The 19,914-nt window shown below is 60.1% G+C and carries 18 protein-coding genes; 12 read left to right on the top strand and 6 right to left on the bottom strand.

The window, feature by feature from the left end; all coding sequences use genetic code 11:
- Nucleotides 1-75: 75 nt before the first annotated feature.
- From SJY36_RS17090 to SJY36_RS17075, 4 genes are all read left to right on the top strand, one after another.
- Nucleotides 76-669 (top strand): regulator, encoded by a 594-nt coding sequence (locus SJY36_RS17090; protein ID WP_386176698.1) that lies wholly within the window; start codon nucleotides 76-78, stop codon nucleotides 667-669.
- Nucleotides 669-1,322, top strand: coding sequence for a DUF6927 domain-containing protein (locus SJY36_RS17085; protein WP_386176697.1), 654 nt, complete (start codon nucleotides 669-671; stop codon nucleotides 1,320-1,322). Before SJY36_RS17090 ends, SJY36_RS17085 begins: the two co-directional genes overlap by 1 nt.
- Before the next feature lie 125 nt (nucleotides 1,323-1,447).
- On the top strand, nucleotides 1,448-1,774 hold the full coding sequence (locus tag SJY36_RS17080) for a type II toxin-antitoxin system PrlF family antitoxin (protein ID WP_386176696.1): 327 nt from the start codon (nucleotides 1,448-1,450) through the stop codon (nucleotides 1,772-1,774).
- A complete protein-coding gene (locus SJY36_RS17075; RefSeq protein ID WP_323804460.1) occupies nucleotides 1,771-2,289 on the top strand; it encodes a type II toxin-antitoxin system YhaV family toxin in 519 nt (172 codons plus the stop codon). Before SJY36_RS17080 ends, SJY36_RS17075 begins: the two co-directional genes overlap by 4 nt.
- A 355-nt stretch (nucleotides 2,290-2,644) precedes the next feature.
- On the opposite strand, the gene SJY36_RS17070 is transcribed toward SJY36_RS17075, so the two are convergent.
- Nucleotides 2,645-3,514, bottom strand: a complete 870-nt coding sequence (locus SJY36_RS17070) for a LysR family transcriptional regulator (RefSeq protein WP_386176695.1) — start codon at nucleotides 3,512-3,514, stop codon at nucleotides 2,645-2,647.
- Between the two features lie 104 nt (nucleotides 3,515-3,618).
- Here SJY36_RS17070 and bla point away from each other — a divergent pair, with 104 nt between their 5' ends.
- Nucleotides 3,619-4,500: a class A beta-lactamase gene (bla, locus tag SJY36_RS17065; RefSeq protein ID WP_386176694.1), complete on the top strand. Its 882-nt coding sequence runs from the start codon at nucleotides 3,619-3,621 to the stop codon at nucleotides 4,498-4,500.
- Nucleotides 4,501-4,567: 67 nt separating this feature from the next.
- Here the strand turns inward: bla and SJY36_RS17060 are convergent, their stop codons facing one another.
- Nucleotides 4,568-5,488: a LysR family transcriptional regulator gene (locus SJY36_RS17060; RefSeq protein ID WP_386176693.1), complete on the bottom strand. Its 921-nt coding sequence runs from the start codon at nucleotides 5,486-5,488 to the stop codon at nucleotides 4,568-4,570.
- A 103-nt stretch (nucleotides 5,489-5,591) separates the two neighbouring features.
- Here SJY36_RS17060 and SJY36_RS17055 point away from each other — a divergent pair, with 103 nt between their 5' ends.
- Nucleotides 5,592-5,999, top strand: coding sequence for a RidA family protein (locus tag SJY36_RS17055; protein ID WP_386176692.1), 408 nt, complete (start codon nucleotides 5,592-5,594; stop codon nucleotides 5,997-5,999).
- Between the two features lie 152 nt (nucleotides 6,000-6,151).
- Here the strand turns inward: SJY36_RS17055 and SJY36_RS17050 are convergent, their stop codons facing one another.
- On the bottom strand, nucleotides 6,152-7,039 hold the full coding sequence (locus SJY36_RS17050) for an NAD(P)H-binding protein (RefSeq protein WP_386176691.1): 888 nt from the start codon (nucleotides 7,037-7,039) through the stop codon (nucleotides 6,152-6,154).
- Nucleotides 7,040-7,145: 106 nt separating this feature from the next.
- Here SJY36_RS17050 and SJY36_RS17045 point away from each other — a divergent pair, with 106 nt between their 5' ends.
- Nucleotides 7,146-8,048, top strand: a complete 903-nt coding sequence (locus tag SJY36_RS17045; RefSeq protein WP_386176690.1) for an AraC family transcriptional regulator — start codon at nucleotides 7,146-7,148, stop codon at nucleotides 8,046-8,048.
- Between the two features lie 382 nt (nucleotides 8,049-8,430).
- On the opposite strand, the gene SJY36_RS17040 is transcribed toward SJY36_RS17045, so the two are convergent.
- From SJY36_RS17040 to SJY36_RS17030, 3 genes are read right to left on the bottom strand one after another with little or no spacing between them, the layout of a single operon-like run.
- Nucleotides 8,431-10,401 carry a pyridoxamine 5'-phosphate oxidase family protein gene (locus SJY36_RS17040; RefSeq protein ID WP_386176689.1) on the bottom strand — a complete coding sequence of 657 codons (1,971 nt, stop codon included), beginning with the start codon at nucleotides 10,399-10,401 and terminating at the stop codon, nucleotides 8,431-8,433.
- A 59-nt stretch (nucleotides 10,402-10,460) separates the two neighbouring features.
- Entirely contained in the window at nucleotides 10,461-11,057 is a 597-nt protein-coding gene (locus SJY36_RS17035) for a DUF1348 family protein (RefSeq protein ID WP_386176749.1), read from the bottom strand.
- Nucleotides 10,948-11,571 carry a glutathione S-transferase family protein gene (locus tag SJY36_RS17030; protein ID WP_386176688.1) on the bottom strand — a complete coding sequence of 208 codons (624 nt, stop codon included), beginning with the start codon at nucleotides 11,569-11,571 and terminating at the stop codon, nucleotides 10,948-10,950. The genes SJY36_RS17035 and SJY36_RS17030 overlap by 110 nt, the downstream gene beginning before the upstream one ends.
- Nucleotides 11,572-11,678: 107 nt before the next feature.
- Between SJY36_RS17030 and SJY36_RS17025 the strand changes: the two genes are divergently transcribed.
- From SJY36_RS17025 to SJY36_RS17005, 5 genes are all read left to right on the top strand, one after another.
- A complete protein-coding gene (locus tag SJY36_RS17025) occupies nucleotides 11,679-12,578 on the top strand; it encodes a LysR substrate-binding domain-containing protein (RefSeq protein WP_386176687.1) in 900 nt (299 codons plus the stop codon).
- Nucleotides 12,579-12,878: 300 nt separating this feature from the next.
- A complete protein-coding gene (locus SJY36_RS17020) occupies nucleotides 12,879-14,213 on the top strand; it encodes a transposase (RefSeq protein ID WP_386176686.1) in 1,335 nt (444 codons plus the stop codon).
- Between the two features lie 478 nt (nucleotides 14,214-14,691).
- Nucleotides 14,692-18,954, top strand: a complete 4,263-nt coding sequence (locus tag SJY36_RS17015; protein WP_386176685.1) for a strawberry notch-like NTP hydrolase domain-containing protein — start codon at nucleotides 14,692-14,694, stop codon at nucleotides 18,952-18,954.
- Between the two features lie 121 nt (nucleotides 18,955-19,075).
- Complete coding sequence (locus tag SJY36_RS17010; RefSeq protein WP_386176684.1) at nucleotides 19,076-19,462, top strand: DUF6878 family protein; 387 nt, start codon at nucleotides 19,076-19,078, stop codon at nucleotides 19,460-19,462.
- Nucleotide 19,463: 1 nt separating this feature from the next.
- A partial coding sequence (locus SJY36_RS17005; RefSeq protein WP_386176683.1) for a DUF6915 family protein occupies nucleotides 19,464-19,914 on the top strand: 451 nt, incomplete at its 3' end.

Raw genomic sequence — 19,914 nt, 5'->3', positions numbered from 1 at the left:
CCATTACGCGACCCGCGCGTGGGCCATGCCACCCGCGCGGGTCGACCCTCCCACACCCAACGGAAAGACATCCCCATGGCTATTCTCAAGTTCTCTGTCTCCGCAGTTGCGGCGCAAATCGCCCATGCGCGCGCTTGCAAAACCTTCCTGCCCAACTGGAACGGGCCCGTGGACAGGCCCGCCCTGATCCTGATCGTCGGCAATGGTGTGCATCTGCGCTCGAACGGCATCGATGGCACGACCACCCGTATCGTCACCACCGAACAGGCCGATCCCTCCTTCGCCTTTGCCGACGGCATGAACCCGTTTCGGGACACCGACTGGATGGCGCAGCGCCGCATGGCGTTTCGCGATCTGACCGGCCAGTTCTACACCGACATCCTGGATGACGTGCAGGTGCTCATCGACCGGGGGCGGGGTGCGATCCGGCTCGCCACCGATGGCCACAGCATCCGCGTCTTCGTGCGCCGGGCCTCGGATTATCTCATCGGCGGGACCTACGAGGTGCCGTCAGGCCTCGGCGGCACCTTCCGGGTAATCCTCAAGGATGCCTGCGACACCTTCGCGATCGTGCAGAACTGCGGCAATTGCGAGGATTTCGACGCCATGCAGCCCTACCGCGTGCCGCTCGATGCGCTGATGGAAATCGATGACCGGAGGGCGGCGTGATGGGTTGGCTCTTCTACACCGATCGCCGCGTCCAGACCTACGCGGATGAGAAAGCGGAGATTGCCCGGCTCTGCACCTTCGAGAGCGACACGCGAAAGACGGAACTGGTCAAAGCCTGCAAGGTGGGTTCGACTTGGTACGCGGCGGCTAAGATCACAAGTATCGATGGCTCGCCGGTCGAAGACGCGACCTATGTGACCGATGCGGATGGCTCCATCACTTTCGGGGCTGTCTTCCTCACCCGATATGATGACGGCTGCTGGGGCTACAAGGACATGGAGGAAAGCGCGGGGCCCGTCGAGTCGCGCGCTCCGCTCAGCCTTCTGGCGCTGCTCTCCGACCTGAAAGACCCTGACAGCTATGCCCATGCCTGGCGCCAGCGCTGCCGGGACTGGGCTGCAATCCCGGACTACGAGGAAGGCGACAAGATCAAGCTCGCAGCCCCTGTGACGCTCACCGATGGCAGCACCTGCCAGATCGTCACCGCGACGCACTACAGGCGGGGGCGGCAAAAACGCCGCTGCTACCGCATCGAGGAAACCGGCGGGCTCGTGCGCCTGTCGAAAGCCTCGCTCGCGGGCTCGGAGCTACTCAGCTCCGCGAAAGGTGCGGCCAGCCCGGTGCTGGCGGAGTTCCTGGCGAGGCGAAATTAGGTCCTGCGCCGGACGGTTCATCGACCTTCCCGGCGACAGCAGATGCTGCGGCTTGTCTTGACAAGGCAATGCAAATGCATTACCTATGCGCGGGCAGCAAAGAACCTTTTCTTCAGGAGACTGCCATGACAGCCCTCGCACAAGATGTCTCGAAACTCACGGATCGGTATCAGACGACCGTGCCGGCGGGTGTGCGCAAACAGCTCAAGCTGGGCAAGGGCGACCAGATTCGTTACTGCACCGAGCCGAGTGGCAGGGTCTATATCGAGCCCGTGCGCAGCGACGAGGAAGATCCCGTGCTAGGAGCCTTTCTCGATTTTGTCGAGGCCGATATCAAGGCGCATCCGGACCGCATTCGGGCGTTCGATGGGGCTTTGCATGACCGTCTTGCAGCACTGGTCGGAGACGTTGACGTCGATCTCGATGTGCCGCTATCGCTCGAGGATGAATGAGCGGCGATAGCGTGCCCGCCCAAGCGCCCCTTGTCGTAAACGGATGGTCGATTTATGCGCATCCGCTCTTTCTGGATCAGCTCGAAGGGCTGACCCTGGAGGTCGAGGCGCGTAAGGCACGCGATCCAAAGACCTGGCGTAAGAAAAACCCCACGAAACGGCTGGCAGCCATCTTCAAGCTGGTCACCGAGGCGATACCGGCAGATCCGGGTGCCGCCGCCTTCCGGCAAGGCGGCACACTCGGCGATCACCGCAAGCACTGGTTCCGGGCGAAATTCTTCCAGCAGTATCGATTGTTCTACCGCTTCAACAGCGATGCCAAGGTCATCGTGGTGGCCTGGGTGAACGACGATAAGACCCTGCGCGCCTACGGCAGCAAGACGGATGCCTATGCGACGTTCAAAGGGATGCTGGAAGATGGCAATCCACCTGACAATTTCGACGCGCTCTTGAAAGAAGCGGCGGCGGCGGACAAGCGGTTCGAAACTTCCCTTGAAGCGGTGCCCGATCGGTAAGTGGGGTCGAATGCCTGAAGGAGCCGAATCCCACGCTAAGGCTGCCAGAAAGGGGGCATTATGCGTTTCAATCTCCCGTCACCCTTGAGCCGAGTGAAATAGGCGACATTGGTGAGTCATATGGCTGGTACGATGAAATTCTCAGAAGTCCCTCCCTATCCGTACACTTGCCGCTCGCTGCAACGTATATGAACTGGTAAGGTGGGGTACAAATTGACCTTTCGCTACGGACGCCCCAAGGTCTGCTAAAGGAAAAGCCGCCCTGTCAAGAACGGTGTTTTTTGGAAAGTCTGCGCAAGCCCAGCGAATGGCGGTACAAAGCCTAACTTGGTCGCGACTTACTCAACCTACAGCTTTAATGCGCGCATATTCCTGACAACCAGTTCGAGAAAGCGGCCATTGCGGGGCTGACTCGCCGGTCCGACGGCCAGGCGAGGTAGTATCGCCCCACCGATACTGCGACCTCAAAGGGTTGCGCGAGCCTACCTTGCGCGATCCAGTTTTCGAACATGATCACAGGCAACAGCGCGGCCCCGGCACCTGAGGCTGCAAGTTCTGCAAGCGCCACCGAACTGTCGAAGATCGGGCCGGTCAGCGGCGGGCAGTCGGTGCCCGCCGCGTCAAACCACTGCGTCCACTCTGCGCTGCGATAACTACGCAGCAATGTCTCCTGTGCCAAATCTGATGGGTGCGGAAGCCGCGCGGTCAGCGCAGGCGCGCAGAGCGGAGCCAGCGGGGCTTCGACTAGGGGGATTGCCTCATGCCCTGTCCAGCCCCCAGTGCCAAAACGGATCGCCATGTCGAGTCCCTCGCGCAGGATTTCCACGCGGTTATTGTTCGTCGAGATGCGCAGGTCAACCTCGGGGTGCTTATTCCGGAAAAGCGTGATCCGCGGCATCAGCCAGCCAAGTGCAAAGGTCGTGTTCACGCCGATGTTGAGCACTTCGATGGCCCGTCGCTCGCCAAGCTGATCCAGCACGCGGGCCATGGCATCGAAGCCGTGCCCGAGCACCGGAAAAAGCAGCCGCCCCTCGTCGGTCGGCACGAGACCTTGCGAGGTGCGCAGGAAAAGAGTTGTGCCGAGCAGATCCTCCAGCCGCGCGACCTGATGGCTCACGGCAGCCTGCGTGACGCGCAGCTCAATCGCGGCCTTTGTGAAGCTGCCCTGCCGCATGGCGACTTCGAAAACGCGTAGAGCATTGAGCGGAAGATCAGGGCGATCCATTACATTACCTCAGTTTATGGGAGGGTATAGGATTTGTCGTTTGAGGTGCGCGAGCAAGACCAAATATACAAATCCTACGTCACCTCTACTGAAAGGAAATTCAAATGCGGTTTACCGCCTCCCTCTTGCCGCGCCTCGCGGCAGGGCTCTCTATTGGCCTCTTTCTCGCCTCCGGTTCGTCCGCCCAGACGCCAGTCGACACGTTGGCTGGCACCGTCGCGCAGGTCGAGGACCGACTTGGCGCCCGCGTGGGCGTGTCGCTTGTCGACACCGGCTCGGAGCTGTCGTGGTTCTACCGCGAAGATGAGCGCTTCATGATGAACAGCGCAGTCAAGGTCCCGATCTGCGGGGCTGTGCTTGCGCATATGGACGCGGGCGCATTGTCGCTTGCCGACACCCTGCCTGTGCGAGAGGATGAGATCCTGTCCTATGCTCCGGTCACCGAGCAACAGGTCGGCGCGGAAATGAGCCTTGGGGATCTTTGCCTCGCCGCACTGGATATGAGCGACAACACAGCAGCGAACATGCTGCTTGATCACATCGGTGGCCCGCAGGCCGTGACAGCGTTTTTTCGGGAGATCGGCGACGAAACCAGCCGGCTCGACCGGCGCGAGCCCGAGCTGAACGAATTTGTACCCGATGATCCGCGCGATACGACAACCCCGGCTGCCACGTCCGAAACGCTGCGCCGGCTTCTGCTTGGGGATGCGCTCTCGCTCGGCGCGCGCGAGCAACTCGCGCGCTGGATGAGCATCGGTGGCGTGACGGGCAATCTGCTGCGCGCCGATGCGCCAACTGGTTGGCGTGTCTTGGACAAGTCGGGCAGCGGGAGCCACACGCGCAACATCATTGCGGTGGTCATTCCCGAAGGTCGCGCTCCTTGGATCGTCAGCATCTTCATCTCTGACGTCGATGCGGATTTCGAGACGCGCAACGCTGCACTTCAGCAGGTCGGCAGCGCTGTCATGTCGGTGATCCGCAACTGAAAACAGCGAGATCCGATAACCGCTGGCGTCTGCATCGTCATGCCGCAACACGTGCGGCATGACCGCGTCAGTCAGGCGCAACATCGGCCGTCGGGGTCGGGAGGTCTGACACCAAGGCGTCGATGAAGCGCCGCACGCGCGGTTCTAGGAATTTCTTGTGCGGGTAAAGTGCGATAATCGGCACCTCACCACACTCGACATCCGGCAAGACCCGCACAAGGCGTCCCGCATGCAGGTCATCCTTCACGAGGGCCATGGGCAGCAGGGCGATCCCCATTCCCGCCAGCGCCGCCGCGCGCAGACCTTCGGCGCTGTCCATGCGCAGTCGCACGTGACCCGACACATTGCCCGGAAAGCTGCTGGGATCCTTCAGTGACCAGGCCTGACGCTTCGCGAGACTTGAAAACTGCAGTAGGTCATGGGTGCTGAGCTGATCGACGTTCCGGGGCGCATCGCGGTCCGTCAAATATGCGGGCGACGCGCACAATACGGTTTTCTCTACCGTCAAGGTTCGTGAGATCAGAGTGGCATCCGGGCTCGTAACGCCGACCCGAATGGCCAGATCGAAACCATCCTCGATGATGCGGCTGACGGTGTCGGATAAACTGATTTCAAGGTGGACATCGGGCCAGGCCCTCTGAAACTTCGAAACGACGGGCAGAATGATACGCCGGCCAAGCGCATCCGGTGCGGTGATCCGCAGCGTACCTCTGGGAATGCCGTCGACGGTTTCAAGGCAGGCATCGGCATCGGCAATGGCTGCCTGAATAGCTTCGCCCTGCGCAAACAGCCTTTGGCCCGCCTCGGTCAGGCTGACGGCACGGGTCGTGCGGTTCAAGAGACGGACACCGTACCTGTCTTCCAGTCGCGTCACGGCCTTTCCGGCGGTCGAGCGTGAGAGACCGAAGGCCCGACCAGCCGACGCGAAGCTCCCGGTTTCGGCGACCGACATGAATAGAAGTATTTCATTTACCTTCGAGTCACCCATGCCGTGCCAATTGTAGAATTTTATTCGCCTCAAGTACGAAAACTATTCGTCAATGCTTTATCATATCCTGTGAATATTCAAGTGCAATTAAGGAACAGGCACGATGCAGACCTCACTAAAAAGAATGAACCCCGCAACGCTGCCGAATGCAGGCAGCATGGGCTACTCGCAGATTGTCCTTGCGAATCCGGGCACCCTGGCCTTCGTGTCCGGTCAGGTTGCGCAAACCGCAGACGGATCCGCCGTGCCGGACGGGCTTGCCGCGCAGACGGGGCAGGTCGTTGCGAACCTTGCCGAAGCGTTGGGGGCCGTGGGCGCAAGCCCCCAAGACATCGTTCAGATGCGCATTTACGTCAAGGATCTGGACGATGACGCCATGGCTATCGCGATGCCGCCTATCATGGGGTTTCTTGACGGGGCACAGCCCAGTCTGACGGGGATAGGTGTAGCCGCGCTGGCCGGGCCCGATCTGAAGATCGAAATTGAGATGATCGTACGGATTCCGACCTGACCAGAGCGCCAACACCGTCCGAGACGTACGCAAATTTCAGCCGGTGTCGCAGAAGCGCGGGGCAACTCTAAACAGACGGTGCTTGACCAAACAGTGGAATGCTGGCCGGTCCTGCACCAGTCAATCGAGGAATACCCCGCGCTTAAAAACTATTACTGCAAACTACTTGAGAGTACAGGACGCAACTCCTCTTCGCACCATTGCCGGAAGGTCGTCGGCGTATTGGCGCGCGAAGGCGGCTCTACCATGTTGTCCATACCCTTATTCTTGGCCGTAAACATTTCTACCATTGCCGCCGCCATACCTTCGGAAGCACCGACTGCCTGCATCATCCCCCCAAAGTCATCCATGCTCATCTCCTGAAATCGAATGGGGCGGCCCAGGACGGACGTCATAATGTTCGCCATTTCCGAAAACGACAGGTTTTCCGGCCCGAGCAGCGGAATGCCATCAACGCCCGACCAGTCGGTATTTATCAAGAGCCCCGCGGCGACATCGGCAATATCTGCCTTTGCCACGTGCGGAAGCTTCAGGTCCCCGGCAGTGGGCTGATAGAAGGCGTCGCCCTCACGGATCACGTCCGTCTGGCGCAAGAGGTTGTCCATCAGAGACGCACAGGCAAGCGCGCGATAGGCCACCCCGCTCTCAGCAATCATGTCGTCCATGCGCAGGCTCGCAGAGACATGGCCTGCGGGTTCCGGCCAACCACGGCCAAGGGCCGAAACGCCGACCACGTGGCGCACCTGCGAGCCAGCCAGTGCTGCACAGAAGGGGCGGCTGAAGTCGACGTAGGCTTCCTGCGCGTTCGCGCTTGCAGGGGACCCAGGTGGCAGCCAGAAAACGCTTTCGATCTGCGCGAGAGCTTGTGCGATGACGGACGGATCGCCGTGGGAGCCTTCAATAATATTGACGCGACCTATCAAATCGCGCGGTATCTTTGCCGGATCGCGAACGACGACGCGAAGGGGACGATCGCTTTGCGCGAGGCGGGACAGGACGCGGGCCCCTATATCCCCGGTAGGGGTCGTAACAAGAATCATGGTCTAAGCCTTTCTGATTTACGTATTCCCCAATTTACGGGCTGATGGCGAACGCTCTATGGTGTAGCGTCCCGATTACTATCGCCTCCGTTCGAAAGGACCTTAGATGGACCCGCTTTCCCAAGTGATCTCGCAACTCAGGCCTCGCAATTGCGTAGCGGCCGGTCTCGACGCAAGCGGCGCCTGGTCAATTCGCTTCGAGCGTCATGCCGGCCTGAAGTGCAATGCTATTTTAAAGGGGCGGTGTTGGTTGGCTGTAGAGGGGTGCGACCCGATCAGTCTGGAAGAGGGTGATTGCGTCATCCTCCCTCACGGGCGATCTTTCGTCATGTCGGCGGAGCGTCGTCGTCACGGCAGAGATGCGGCATCAATTTACGCTCCGGTTCCTCACGGCGGCACCGCGATACTGGGTGGCGGTGGCGACTTCTTCATGATTGGCAGCCGCTTTTTGGTCGCGGGGCTGCCCGCCGAAAGGCTGCTCAAAACGCTTCCGTCTGTGATGCACATCCGCGCCGGACCTGAACAGGCGTCCCTGAGATGGGCGCTTGACGGGATCGCGTCAGAACTGCGGACCTCGCGGATCGGCGGAGCGGTATCGATCGAGCATCTGTCGCACATAGTCCTTGTGCAGGCTTTGCGGCACCATCTCGACAAGCCCGCCGTGCCAGGGACGGGTTGGCTCGCGGCGCTTGCCGATCGTCGGTTATGTATTGCAATAGGCGCGCTTCACGACGATCCGGCGCGGGATTGGAGCGTTGCCGAACTTGGTTCCCGCGCTGGTCTGTCGCGGACCGCCTTCGCCATGCGCTTTGCGCAGACGGTGGGCGTAACGCCTATGGCCTACCTCACCGAATGGCGCATGTGCCTCGCTGCGGATCAGCTTAGCAGGGGAGCTCAGCCAGTTGCGCGGATCGGGAGGGACGTCGGATACGCATCCGAGAGCGCCTTCGTCGCCGCCTTTAAGCGTGTAACAGGCCAGACGCCACGACAATACCGGCAGGCATCCTAGGCGGGCCCCGTGTGAGTGGTTGGGCTCAAAGGTTCACTGGGTTCGGGGCTCATGAGCAAAAGCAAACGACTGCAGTTTGACCTCACCAAGGAACATCTAAGGCTTTCAGTGATGGATCTGGCCATGGCGCGTCTATGCTGTTCGTGCTGGTAGCTGACGCGGGCGACAGCAGACAAGGCCAAGGTTCACCTCGACAGGCTAAAGGCTGCAATGGGGGATATCGTCGAATACGGCGAAAATGTCCGCACAGCGGGCTTTGGCTTCGCTCTATAAATGCTGGTTTGCGATACAGTTTCGTGTAGTTGCTGTCGATATCCAGTTCGAGCCAATACTTACCTATCCTGCGAGCGGTACTTATCTCCATTTTGATCGGTCGATGAAATTAGAAGGTAAATGTTTCACGGTGACATCGAGACTCTTCGACATCCAATTCGGCGAGAATTGTTTGGGTTTCATTCATCAAGCTGTCAGGTCCACACATGAACACTTCACGCGCGCTCAGGTCTGTGACAGATTGAATGTCATCAATTCCCATGCGTCGTTTTTCGAGTTTCAGTAGATTGTCTGAAAGCATTTCGCGCAGACCGTCCTGCGCGGAAGGTGCAGGGGATGCAGACTCGCCCACGCTTTGAAAGACAGATATTTGAAGCGCCACGTGATCGGGCCGCGCGCCCTGTGGGAGGCTGAAGTGGTTCAAGACATTAATGTCGTCATCACGTCCGGCAAACAGAAGGGCGATGTCGGTCGAAATCTGGTTCGGATTTGCCTTTGCGACCTGCACGATCCCGTCCCACATCGACATGAAAGGCGTAATGCCAACACCGCCTGCAATCCAAAGCATCTTAGGCGGGACAGCTAGGCCCGTGTCGTCAGGGCTCTCTTCGAGACAGGTGAACCCTGCGCCGGTCCCCATAAAGGCGATAGGCAGAGTGTTAGTGACCAGCGCACCGGCATTATCGTGCAGGAGATTCGACATCAAACCACCTGGTTTGCGTTTGACGGTAATGCTGACATGATTGGTTGCACGGAACGCCTTGGATCTCTGGTCAAACTTCGGTGCGCTGGAAAGCGTCCAAGTTCGGACGAAATCCTCGTTCACAAGCTGGGGGTTGGCCTCGTTCATGTGACTGTAGCCACGACCCAGTAGGCCTGAGAAATCAAAAATACCGAAGCCGCCGGGTAAGACTGCATTGATGGGTGATGAAAGCCTGAAGTTGAATGTCTTGATACTGTCGGAAAGAGTGTGCGTTGAAACGAGCGTCGCTAAAAGGGCCCCCTTGCCCTCGGCCAAGGGGGCGTGCCCCTTCTGTTGCAATTCTTGCCTCAACAGCCTGACGGGCGGATTGTAGGGCGAGAACTGCTCCTCGGATGTCAGTTTCAGGTTCAGCCCTTCTTTGACCAGTACCGCCCCCGTCACCTTGATACGCGTCAGCAGATTGGTGCGCGGCATCAGGGCTTCGGCTTCATCGTCAGCAAGGTTTTCGGCCTCACCTGTGATGTAGAGCACATTGCTTGTGGCGAATTCAGGGAACACGAGTCCGACCTGCGGGTCGGTCTCGATATTACCCAAAGACTGATAGAAGCGATTGCCTGAATGATCCGGCAGCACCAGATAGGTCGTGACCGCGTCATCCGTCGTTTCTTCGTAGCTACGGATAAAGCCTGGTGCCCCCCCGCGATGGTTTACGCCCATGTCGGTCTGGGTGCCGGCAGCATCGTCCTTTGCTATGTGTTTTGTTGCTAAAAAAACGGTACTTGCGCGGCCAATCACCGCTTTAGCGTCGGCTGGCAAGGCGGATGTAATATCGTCAATGCTGTCATAAGATAGCTCTGCCCTGCGTTGTTTGTACGCCAACGCGCGGACCGTAATGTATTTCGGGCAGTTTCCTAGATGCTGATCAGAGAGGAGCCGAAGGTAAATCTTGCCAGCGTCTTCGATGCTTGCCTCGCTGACTGATCCGGCGATCTTGTTGCGCCGACGGTTACCGAAATCAATGCCAACGCCCGCAAAAAGAGGCTTTTCATCGCCGGTCGCAGGCGCTTGCTGCAAAGCCAGCGCGAATGGGTCAAAGGGGTTTGTCTGGGCAATGACATTCGTTGTGTTGCGCCCACCCTGTTTGATGCCGAGCGATGGATCATCATCCGACGCCGTCACCAAGAGACTGACCCAAGGCCGCCCCTTTTGGTCGAGGGTTGCCAAAGGCAGATAGGGCAGGCCCGCAAAGAAGTCTGCGTGCGACTGCGGCATGTCACGGTTGATATAGTGCGGAATTCCATCCGAAACCTCTTGGGGCGTATTGCGCCGTTTTTGCAGCAGCAACTCCCCCCTATGCGACCTGTGTATTTGCGTCATGGACAGACCCTTCCGCGCTTGTTGTTGGAATTGGAGACATGATGCCCCCGACTGCTGGATCAGAGGCCTAGATTGCTCAGGCTCGGGTGATCATCAGGGCGACGCCCCAACGGCAAGTGGAATTTGCGATCCGCCTCTGCAATCGGGTGTTGGTTGACGCTGGCAAAGCGGCGTTCCATCAAGCCGTTTTGGTCGAACTCCCCGTTCTCGTTGCCGTATGCGCGGAACCAGTTGCCGCTGTTGTCGTGAGCCTCATAGGCGTAGCGCACGGCGATGCGATTGCCGCCATAGGTCCACAACTCTTTGATCGAAGAAAATCCAGTTCCTTGGCCCATTTGCGGGTCAGGAAATCCTTGATCTGGGCGCGGCCTTGTGGGGGACTCCGCCCGATTGCGCCACTTGCTGTCAGGTGTATAGGCGCGCTCGACCTTGGTTGGATCACGGCCGTTCCGTCTGTCTTCTGCAAGGCACACTTGTCTGATGGCCGTTTCCTTGGAAAAAGGCGGCAGTGGATGGCGGGGGGCTCGACTGTCATTTTGCCCCCCCTTATTCCGCAGCAAGACCAATAGCGGTCGCTGGCATCGCTTCAAACCCGGGCAGCGCCTCGAAACGGGCAAGCCAAGCGCGAATGTTCGGATAGGGGGCGAGCGACACATTCCCCTCTGGCGCATGCGCCGTGTAGGAATACGTGGCCACATCCGCGATTGTCGGGCGACCCCTAACAAGCCAATCGCGGCCTTCCAGCCCGTGTTCCAGTTTCTGCATCGCCTTCTGTGCGGTTGAGATCGCGAAATCTGCGTCCAAAGGCGCCCCAAACACGGTAACCAAACGTGCAGCACAAGACCCAAAGGCAATTTCACCCGCCGCGAGGGTTAGCCAACGTTGCACATTTGCCTCACCCACGGCGGTGTCGGGTATCCAGTCGGGCGCATATGTTCTGGCAAGATAAACAAGGATCGCATTGGAGTCCGATATAACCACACCGCCATCCTCCAGAACCGGGACTTGGCCATTGGGGTTCATGGCCAGAAATTCGGGTACCTTATGCGCGCCAGCGGCCAGATCAACGGGCACGGCCTCATGGGCAATTCCTGCAAGTTTTGCGAACACTAAGGCACGATGCGCGTGCCCTGATTTGGCGAAATGGTGAATGCGAACGGCGTTTGGCATCGGTGTCTCCAGTCATTTTGAGCGTCTGGCAGAAAGATAGCTGCGACACAGAGTTGCGATAATCGCTCATTTTGGTGTAAGTTTAAGCCCTGAAAGGTCGCAATAGGATGGACAAGATTGATCGTATGCGCGCATTTGCGTTGGTGGCACAAAATGCGTCATTCACCGTAGCAGCGCAGCGAATGGGGCGATCCGCGCGTCTGGTCAGCAAATATGTTGCCGATTTGGAAAACGCGCTTGGTGTGCAATTGCTCAACCGCACGACGCGCAGCGTGGCTTTGACCGATGCGGGTGCGACGTACCTCGCGCTGTGCGAGCCGCTCCTTGACGGGTTTGATGAGCTTGAGGAACGCGTCAGAAATGAACAGGCCTCTCTGCGTGGCGTGATCCACATCTCGGCGCCCACCGGCTTTGGCACGTCGCGTCTTGCACCCTCTCTCGCGCGATTTGGCGCTAAACACCCGAATGTCGAACTTGATCTACAGTTCTCGGATCGAAGGGTCTCCGTCGTCGAAGAGGGGATTGACCTTGCCATCCGGATTGGTCCCATGCGCGATAGCTCACTCAAAATACGGCAGCTTGGCCGCATGCCCATGGTCGTCTGTGCAGCACCCGCCTATCTGGAACGGGTGGGGACGCCCGCTCACCCACGCTCATTAGCCGACCACGAGTGCATTCTTGATAGCAATATGACAGAGCCGACCGCTTGGAGATTTCGTATCAACGGTAAAGAAGAAGCGATGCAAGTGAACGGGCGCTTTCGCATGAGTGCGCCGGCAGGATCGGCCAGCATCGCCGCAGCAGGCGCTGCAATCGCGCGATGCCCGGTCTATACGGTTGCGGATGCCTTGAAACTTGGGGAGTTGGTTGAGCTTTTCACCGAATACCGTGTCTTGCCCTATGTCGTGGCGGCGCTCTTTCCCCAAAATCGGCACCTCACGACAAGAGTACGTACCCTCATTGATCACCTCGCGAGTGATCCGACGTTATGTTCTGATGGCGAATGAAGCCGTTCTCATTGATCCGTCCGTTGGCGCGATTAAGTTGCCTGCATTGCGAAAAACGTTTGGTACACTTCTTTATAGGTTATGTAGTGCTTTACAGTCCCTAACCAAGGAAGTGGACTTTGAGTTTGGCAGCTCGGATGCCCATTTGGTCCCGCTTAGTGGACCGTAGTATCATGCCAAGAACGGTCGATATCGGTGAAAAACTCCGTCCACCAGATGTTGTGGTTTGGGCACCCATCTTTCCTTGATTTTAGATTAAGTCACTGATTCAATATGATTATTGCATCGGAGGGCACGGCGATGATGGGACAGATCAAAGAACAGGGTCAGCTGTTTTACCGGTTCCGGATGGAGGATCATGTGCCCGCTGGCCATTTGCTGCGTCAGGTCGACGGGTTTCTCAATTTCTCCTCGCTGCGCGAAGAGCTCGCGCCGCTCTACAGCCACACTGGACGCCCTTCAATCGACCCGGAATTGATGATCCGGATGCTGCTGATCGGATATCTGTTCGGCATTCGCTCCGAAACGAGGCTTTGTGAAGAGGTGCATCTCAACCTCGCCTATCGTTGGTTCTGCCGCCTGGGGCTTGAGGGCGCTGTTCCGGATCGGTCGACCTTCTCCAAGAACCGCCATGGTCGGTTCGCGGAGGGCGATGTCTTGCGGCGCGTTTTCGAAATGGTTGTGGCAGCCTGCGCCAAGGCCGGTCTCATCGGCGGTTCAGGCGCCTTGGTCGATGGCAGCACCGTCCATGCTGATGCTAATCGCGACAAACGGGCGAGCCCAGACGAGATCATGGATATCTGGCAGGAGAAGGAAACGGTCTCCGGTCCCGTGCAGGCTTACCTTGAAAACTTGGAGGCTTCGGGGGCAAATCCACCGACTGGCCCCAAACACAAGCCGCCAAAATACATCTCAGAGACTGCCCCACAAGCGGCTTGGTCGCTGAAAGATGGACCTGGGCGCTTCAGCTATGAGGTCAACTACCTGGCCGACGACAAGCACGCCATTATCGTCGATGTCGCCGCGACGCCCGCGCGCCTCAGCCAAGAAATCGTCGCGGCAAAAGAGATGCTTGACCGTCATGTGAGTGGCTTTGCGCCATGCTCGATTGCTGCAGACAAAAGCTATGGCACGGGACCATTCCTGTCCTGGCTCCTTGAGCGGAGCATCACCCCCTACATCCCGGTGCTCGACCGCAAGGCGCAGACGGATGGTAAGATGACACGTAACGCTTTCACCTACGATGCTGAGCACGATGTGTTCACCTGCCCTCAGGGCCATGATCTGCCATTCCGCAGTGTAAATGCCGAGACGCGGGTGAAACGCTACATGGCCAAGGCCTCGCAATGCAGGGATTGCCCGTTGCGATCCAAATGCACGGATGCACCTTACCGGACGGTGATCCGGCTTATGGACGAAGAGGCCCGCCAGATCGTCCGCGATCTGGCAAAGACCGACGCATATCAGGTCGCGCGTGCCCGCCGAAAGAAGGTCGAGATGCTCTTCGCTCACCTGAAGCGATGGCTGAAGCTGACGCGCCTCAGGCTTCGAGGCTTGTCAGGCGCAAACGAGGAATTCCTCCTTGCCGCCACCGCCCAGAACCTTAAACGCCTCGCAAAGCTGAGCCCAACATGAGGCCCTGAACCACAGGCAAGCTGCCACAGGTTTCCCCCCTCAAAGCGGCGCGAAAGACGCATCCCTGGCAGTCACCACTACATCTGGTGGCCCGAGTTTTTCACCGATATCGGTCGTTTTTGTCACGAGTAGCCCGATCACCGAAACCACTGAAAATTCTTGTGACACAAGCCCATGGCAAAACTCGGGTTTATTTTGATACGTTTTTGACCGCACCAAGACGAGCAGACATTCGCGCACAACGCATTATCCCTTCCTTTAGGCTCCTAGCGGCCGGTCGCCGCGCGCTGCATCAATGTCGGCTTTATTGATCAATAAGTTCAGCTGTTTTGCTGCGTGGCTTTCTCTTTTTTGCTGAGGAGGGCGGACCACGTTGACGGCCCGCCCTTCTTAATAGCTTTCGGGCCGGATCCCTGGGAAAGCAAAAGTGGGCTTTTTGTCCTTTGGAACTCAGACCCTGATCCAAAGGAAAATCCCCATGTCCAAACCCAGAACGGCCAACCCGGCTCTCGCAATCTCCGAAGCCGATCTCGCCTCTGCCCTCGCGCAAATCGGCACGGAGGTCGATGACCAGCCCCTGCGCAGTTCAGCGCTCGCGCGTATCATGCGCGAGACGTTTCATGGCAGTGATGCCGGGGGCGCCTGGGACTGGCGCATAGCCTATGACATGATGCAGGCTGCGGCCATCCAGGTGCTGCTGGGTGGGGACGGCGCGGCAGGTGACATCGCCGCTGCAAAGCTGCTTGCCTCACGGCTTCTCACGGAAACGCGCCGGTCAGAGCAGCAGATCCGGCTGCAGCAGTTTTCCACGCCGCTGCCATTTGCGGCGCTGGTCTTGCGGGCTGCGGCGATCCGCAAGGGCGAGACCGTGCTGGAGCCCTCGGCTGGCACCGGTGCCCTGGCTGCTTTCGCCGCCCGGGCCGGTGCCATGCTTGTAATCAATGAAATCGACCCCTCTCGCCAGCGCCTCCTGCGCGCGGTTTTCGGCGGCGAGGTCACAGGCCATGACGGCGAGCATATCGACGATCTGCTGCAGTCGCCGGTTCTACCCGACGTCGTGGTGATGAATCCGCCCTTCGCCTCCTCGGTCGATCGGTCGCGGGACAAGCACATCGCCGCCAAACATCTCATCGCGGCTTCAAAGCGTCTCGCGCCCGGTGGGCGGCTGGTGGCGATCATGCCGCCGGGGTTCACGCCCGAACGCGATGCCGCGCATTGGTCCCGCGCCTGCGGTCTCCTGACGCCACGCTTCGCGCTGACGATGCCGGGGCAGGTCTACCGCAAGCTCGGCACCTTCGTCGAAACCCAGCTGATGGTCTTCGACAAGGTGCAGGAGGATGGGGAGATGATCCGCGCTATTGTGTGCGATCTGGATGAGGCCCTTCCTTTTGTCGACTCCGTGGCCGCGACCCGGACCAAGATGCGCCACGTACAACAGGCGGCAGCGGTTACTACTGCGCGACCGACCGTTGCACCCTCTGCCCCGCGCAAGACCGCCGCTGCGCCTGTTGCCGCCTCCAAACCCCGGGCCAATGCCGTCCGTCCGCTCAGCTTCACAAGCTTTGAGACCCCTCGCGACAACACGCCGGTCTCGGACATCTATGCGCGTTACCGGCCGCAGCGGATCGCGATTGCGGGTGCGCAGGAACATCCCACGCCGCTCGTTGAAAGCATCGCCATGGCCTCGGTTGCCCCGCCCATGCCCTCAAACACGGGCAGTGATGACTTGCGCCTGCCCGCCCGGTTGATCGAGGAGGGACATCTCTCCGAGGCGCAGCTGGAAACCATCATCATGGCGCATGACGCCCATGGGCGCGACCTGCCGGGTCGGTTCGCGATCGATGACGACCAGACCAAGCTGACGCGCGCCGATGATGACCCGGATGCACGAGCCTATCGCCTTGGCTATTTCCTCGGCGACGGCACCGGTTGCGGCAAGGGCCGCGAATGCGCGGGGCTCATTCTCGTGAACTGGCTGGCCGGACGCAGAAAGGCGATCTGGGTCTCTAAGTCCGCCGCGCTCATCGAGGACGCGATCCGCGACTGGACCGATCTCGGCGGCTCGCCCGCCGACATCCAGCCGCTCTCCAAATGGAAACCGGACCAGCCCGTCCCGATGGGCGACGGTATCCTCTTCGTCACCTACGCCACGCTGCGGTCCGCGGGCAAATGCGGCACCACGCGACTGAGCCAGATCCTGGACTGGATGGGCGAAGACTTTGAAGGCGTGCTGGCCTTTGATGAGGCCCATGCCATGCAGAATGCGGCGGGGTCCGAGCAGGGCAGGGGGGCCAAACCCTCCCAGCAGGGCCTTGCAGGCCTGCGGCTGCAACTGGCAGCACCCCGCGCTCGCGTCTTCTACATTTCGGCCACGGGCGCCACGAGCGTGCACAACCTGGCCTATGCCGCGCGTCTCGGTCTCTGGGGGCAGGGGCAGGAATACCCCTTCCCGAGCCGCGAGAGTTTCGTGTCGGCGATGGAAGCCGGTGGCGTTGCTGCCATGGAGGTGGTCGCGCGCGATCTCAAGACGCTCGGGCTCTACACGGCGCGTGCCCTCAGCTTTGATGGCGTGGAATATGATGTGCTGGAACATGCGCTGACCCCGGCCCAGATCGAGATCTACGACGCATACGCGACTTCGTTTCGGACGATCCACCACAATCTCGAAGCCGCGCTGACGGCGACCGGCGTCAACGACGCCTCGGGAGAGACTAATGCCTCGGCCGCACGCGCCTCGGCCAAGTCCCGCTTCGAGAGCACGAAACAGCGCTTCTTCAACCATCTCCTGATGGGCATGAAAGCCCCGACCATCATCCGCGCGATCAAGGACGATCTGGCGGCGGGCAAGGCTTGCGTCATCCAGGTTGTCTCTACAGGCGAAAGCCTGTTGAAGCGTCGGCTTGAGACGATGGACCCCGAGGATGAACTCGTCGAGGGTGCTTTGACGCCGCGCGACTATGTCTTGGGCTATCTCGAACAGGCCTTCCCGATCCATGCGCAAAAGCTCGTGGAGATCGACGGCAACATGGTGGCTGAACCCTTGCGCGACGCCAATGGCGCGCTGGTTGTCTCCCGCGAAGCGCTTGCCCTGCGCGATGCGGCCATGATGGAGTTGATGACGCTGGCCCCGATCCCTTCGGCGCTGGATCAGATCCTCTGGGCCTTTGGCGACGATGCCGTGGCCGAAGTGACCGGAAGGTCGATCCGACCTCTGAAGGCGGACGATGGCCACCTCTTCATCGAGAAGCGCGCCGCCAGCAGCAATTCCTCCGAAACCCAAGCCTTCATGGACGGCGAGAAGGATATCCTTATCTTCTCCGATGCAGGCGGTACGGGCCGGTCCTATCACGCGGCGCAAACGGCGAAGAACCAGAAACGGCGGCGGCACTATCTTCTGGAGCCCGGCTGGCGCGCGGATGCGGCCATCCAGGGGCTCGGGCGCACGCATCGCTCGGCTCAGGTCAGCGCGCCCTTCTTCCGGGTCTGCACCTCGGATGTGCATGGCGAAAAGCGTTTCACCTCGACTATAGCCAAGCGCCTCGACCAGCTGGGGGCCTTGACCAAGGGTCAGCGCGAGACCGGCTCGCAGGGCATGTTCCGCGAGGAGGACAATCTCGAAAGCCCGATCGCACGGGCGGCGCTGCGTGGGTATTTCGCCGATCTTGCCGCCGGGCGCGCCGAGGCGATGAGCTACGAGAGCTTCACCGACTGGACGGCCCTGCGGCTGATCGACAAGGACGGGGTGCTCCTTGAGGAGCTTCCCCCGATCCAGCGGTTTCTCAACCGGGTTCTGGCCCTGCCCATCCACATGCAGAACGCGCTCTTTGCCGAGTTCATGCGCCGGATTGCCGATCAGACGGAACGGGCGCGCGCGGCGGGCACGCTCGATCTCGGCGTGGAAACCCTACGCGGCGAAAAGATCGAGCAGGTCTCCACAGAGGATCTCTGGACCTGCCCGAAATCTGGCGCCGTGACGCGGATCATCGGGCTCGAGGTGACGGACCCGGTCCATGTCCTGGGCGCTGAAGAGGCCATATCGCGCAATCCGGACAAGCTGCCGATGGTCAATCGCGCCTCCGGCCGCGCGGCGCTCATCTCGGCGCGCCCTATGCAGATGTATGACGAGGACATTGTCACGCTGATGCGCAAGGCGGTGCGGCCCAACGGGTCGAGCTATCTGGAGGAGACGCGGTTCGGGTCCTCGGCCTGGGAGAACATCGGTAAGCCCGAGTTTGCAAGGCTTTGGGATGCCGAGGCTGCCTCCTTGCCCAAGACCACCACGACCAAGCTCTACCTGTTGACAGGGCTGCTGTTGCCGATCTGGAAGGACATTCCGACCACCAATGAGCGCATCTACCGGGTCACGCCCGACGGGGCGACCGCCATGATCGGGCGCACGCTGAGCGAAGAAGGGGCGGCCGCGCTGCGCGCCCGCTTCCTCGTCTCCAATCCGCAAACGCCGCAGGAGTTGTTGACCGCCGCCCTCGGCACCACGGCGCCGGTCGATCTGGGCCGGGGTCTGACGCTGACCCGCCGCCGTGTCGCAGGCGAGATGCGCCTTGAGTTGGGCGGCGCCGACAAGGGCATGATCGACGGCCTCAAGGCCCTCGGCTGCTTCACCGAGATCATCGCTTTCCAGTTGCGGGTGTTCCTGCCGCATGGGGAAGGTGTCGACACGGGAAGCATTCTGGCCCGGATCGTGGGGCAGGAAGCCGCCATGACGTCAGAACAAGCCGCCTGAAAAGTCAAAGCGGGCTTCCGGTCGGGCGTCGCGGATCTGGATTTCACCGGTCTGCGTTTTCGGGGCGCGCGCAGACCAATGCCATGCCCGGTCCCCCAATTTCAGATAAGAGGACAGACCCATGACCAATCCCCAGATCGATTATGCCGCAATGGCGGCTCAGTGGCGTGCAGAGCGCGAAACCACCTTGAAGGCATCCCGAACGGAGCTGCTCGCGCAACTACGTGCGCTTGGCATCAGCGAGGTCACTGCCGAATACGAAGGCTATGGCGACTCCGGCAATGTCGAGGATGTGACGGTGCAGCCTGCAGAGGTCCAACTGCCGGAGCCGCTTGCCACAGAGGTTGGCAACTTCGCCTGGTCGCTCGCCTATCACCATCACCCGGGGTTCGAGAACAATGAGGGCGGCTATGGCACGCTGACCTGGGACATCGCCGCCGACAGCATCACCCTTGATCACGCGGACCGCTATGTCGAATGCTCGCACAGCTATGACGAGGGGCTGTGAGATGGCCCATCCGCTTCATCATGCTGAAAGCTCTGCCCGGAAATTCGGCGGGGTGCCGTCTGACTATCAGGCTGTGCACGATTGGTTTGACGCCTCGAAAGAGCACCTCGCGCTCTTCACGCACCGAGCCATGCGCCATCATGCCCAAGGCCTGTTTGAAGCCGAACGTGTCTTCGGCCTGACCCTGACCAATAGCGCAGGTCGGGACATTCCCGTGCGCTGGATCGGCGAGCAGCATATCCGTGAAGACTGCCAGGGCCGCATTCCGAGCATGGCGGACTGGCTGCGACGGATACAGCCTGAGCCATGGATGGCCAATGGCCACATCGACCGGCATGTCGGCTCCGAGCCCTGCGGCGACCCAAGGGTTGCCTGGGCCTCCAAGGTCGCCGCCGGAAGAACGGTTCTTGGCCTGAAGGATTGGATGGCGGCGCGCGCGACGCAAGCCACGC

The sequence above is a fragment of the Sulfitobacter sp. R86518 genome (genome assembly GCF_042466275.1).
GTDB classification, from domain to species: Bacteria; Pseudomonadota; Alphaproteobacteria; order Rhodobacterales; family Rhodobacteraceae; genus Sulfitobacter; species Sulfitobacter pontiacus.
This window is presented reverse-complemented; position numbering and strand designations above follow the sequence as displayed.

Excerpts from the sequence above, each read along its gene's own strand:
- SJY36_RS17025 (WP_386176687.1), top strand. The coding sequence starts at position 11,679 with ATGGACAAGATTGATCGTATGCGCGCATTTGCGTTGGTGGCACAAAAT.
- SJY36_RS17030 (WP_386176688.1), bottom strand. The coding sequence starts at position 11,571 with ATGCCAAACGCCGTTCGCATTCACCATTTCGCCAAATCAGGGCACGCG.
- SJY36_RS17020 (WP_386176686.1), top strand. The coding sequence starts at position 12,879 with ATGATGGGACAGATCAAAGAACAGGGTCAGCTGTTTTACCGGTTCCGG.
- SJY36_RS17090 (WP_386176698.1), top strand. The coding sequence starts at position 76 with ATGGCTATTCTCAAGTTCTCTGTCTCCGCAGTTGCGGCGCAAATCGCC.
- SJY36_RS17045 (WP_386176690.1), top strand. The coding sequence starts at position 7,146 with ATGGACCCGCTTTCCCAAGTGATCTCGCAACTCAGGCCTCGCAATTGC.
- SJY36_RS17080 (WP_386176696.1), top strand. The coding sequence starts at position 1,448 with ATGACAGCCCTCGCACAAGATGTCTCGAAACTCACGGATCGGTATCAG.
- SJY36_RS17055 (WP_386176692.1), top strand. The coding sequence starts at position 5,592 with ATGCAGACCTCACTAAAAAGAATGAACCCCGCAACGCTGCCGAATGCA.
- bla (WP_386176694.1), top strand. The coding sequence starts at position 3,619 with ATGCGGTTTACCGCCTCCCTCTTGCCGCGCCTCGCGGCAGGGCTCTCT.
- SJY36_RS17015 (WP_386176685.1), top strand. The coding sequence starts at position 14,692 with ATGTCCAAACCCAGAACGGCCAACCCGGCTCTCGCAATCTCCGAAGCC.
- SJY36_RS17060 (WP_386176693.1), bottom strand. The coding sequence starts at position 5,488 with ATGGGTGACTCGAAGGTAAATGAAATACTTCTATTCATGTCGGTCGCC.
- SJY36_RS17035 (WP_386176749.1), bottom strand. The coding sequence starts at position 11,057 with ATGTGTCGCTCGCCCCCTATCCGAACATTCGCGCTTGGCTTGCCCGTT.
- SJY36_RS17010 (WP_386176684.1), top strand. The coding sequence starts at position 19,076 with ATGACCAATCCCCAGATCGATTATGCCGCAATGGCGGCTCAGTGGCGT.
- SJY36_RS17085 (WP_386176697.1), top strand. The coding sequence starts at position 669 with ATGGGTTGGCTCTTCTACACCGATCGCCGCGTCCAGACCTACGCGGAT.
- SJY36_RS17050 (WP_386176691.1), bottom strand. The coding sequence starts at position 7,039 with ATGATTCTTGTTACGACCCCTACCGGGGATATAGGGGCCCGCGTCCTG.
- SJY36_RS17070 (WP_386176695.1), bottom strand. The coding sequence starts at position 3,514 with ATGGATCGCCCTGATCTTCCGCTCAATGCTCTACGCGTTTTCGAAGTC.
- SJY36_RS17040 (WP_386176689.1), bottom strand. The coding sequence starts at position 10,401 with ATGACGCAAATACACAGGTCGCATAGGGGGGAGTTGCTGCTGCAAAAA.
- SJY36_RS17075 (WP_323804460.1), top strand. The coding sequence starts at position 1,771 with ATGAGCGGCGATAGCGTGCCCGCCCAAGCGCCCCTTGTCGTAAACGGA.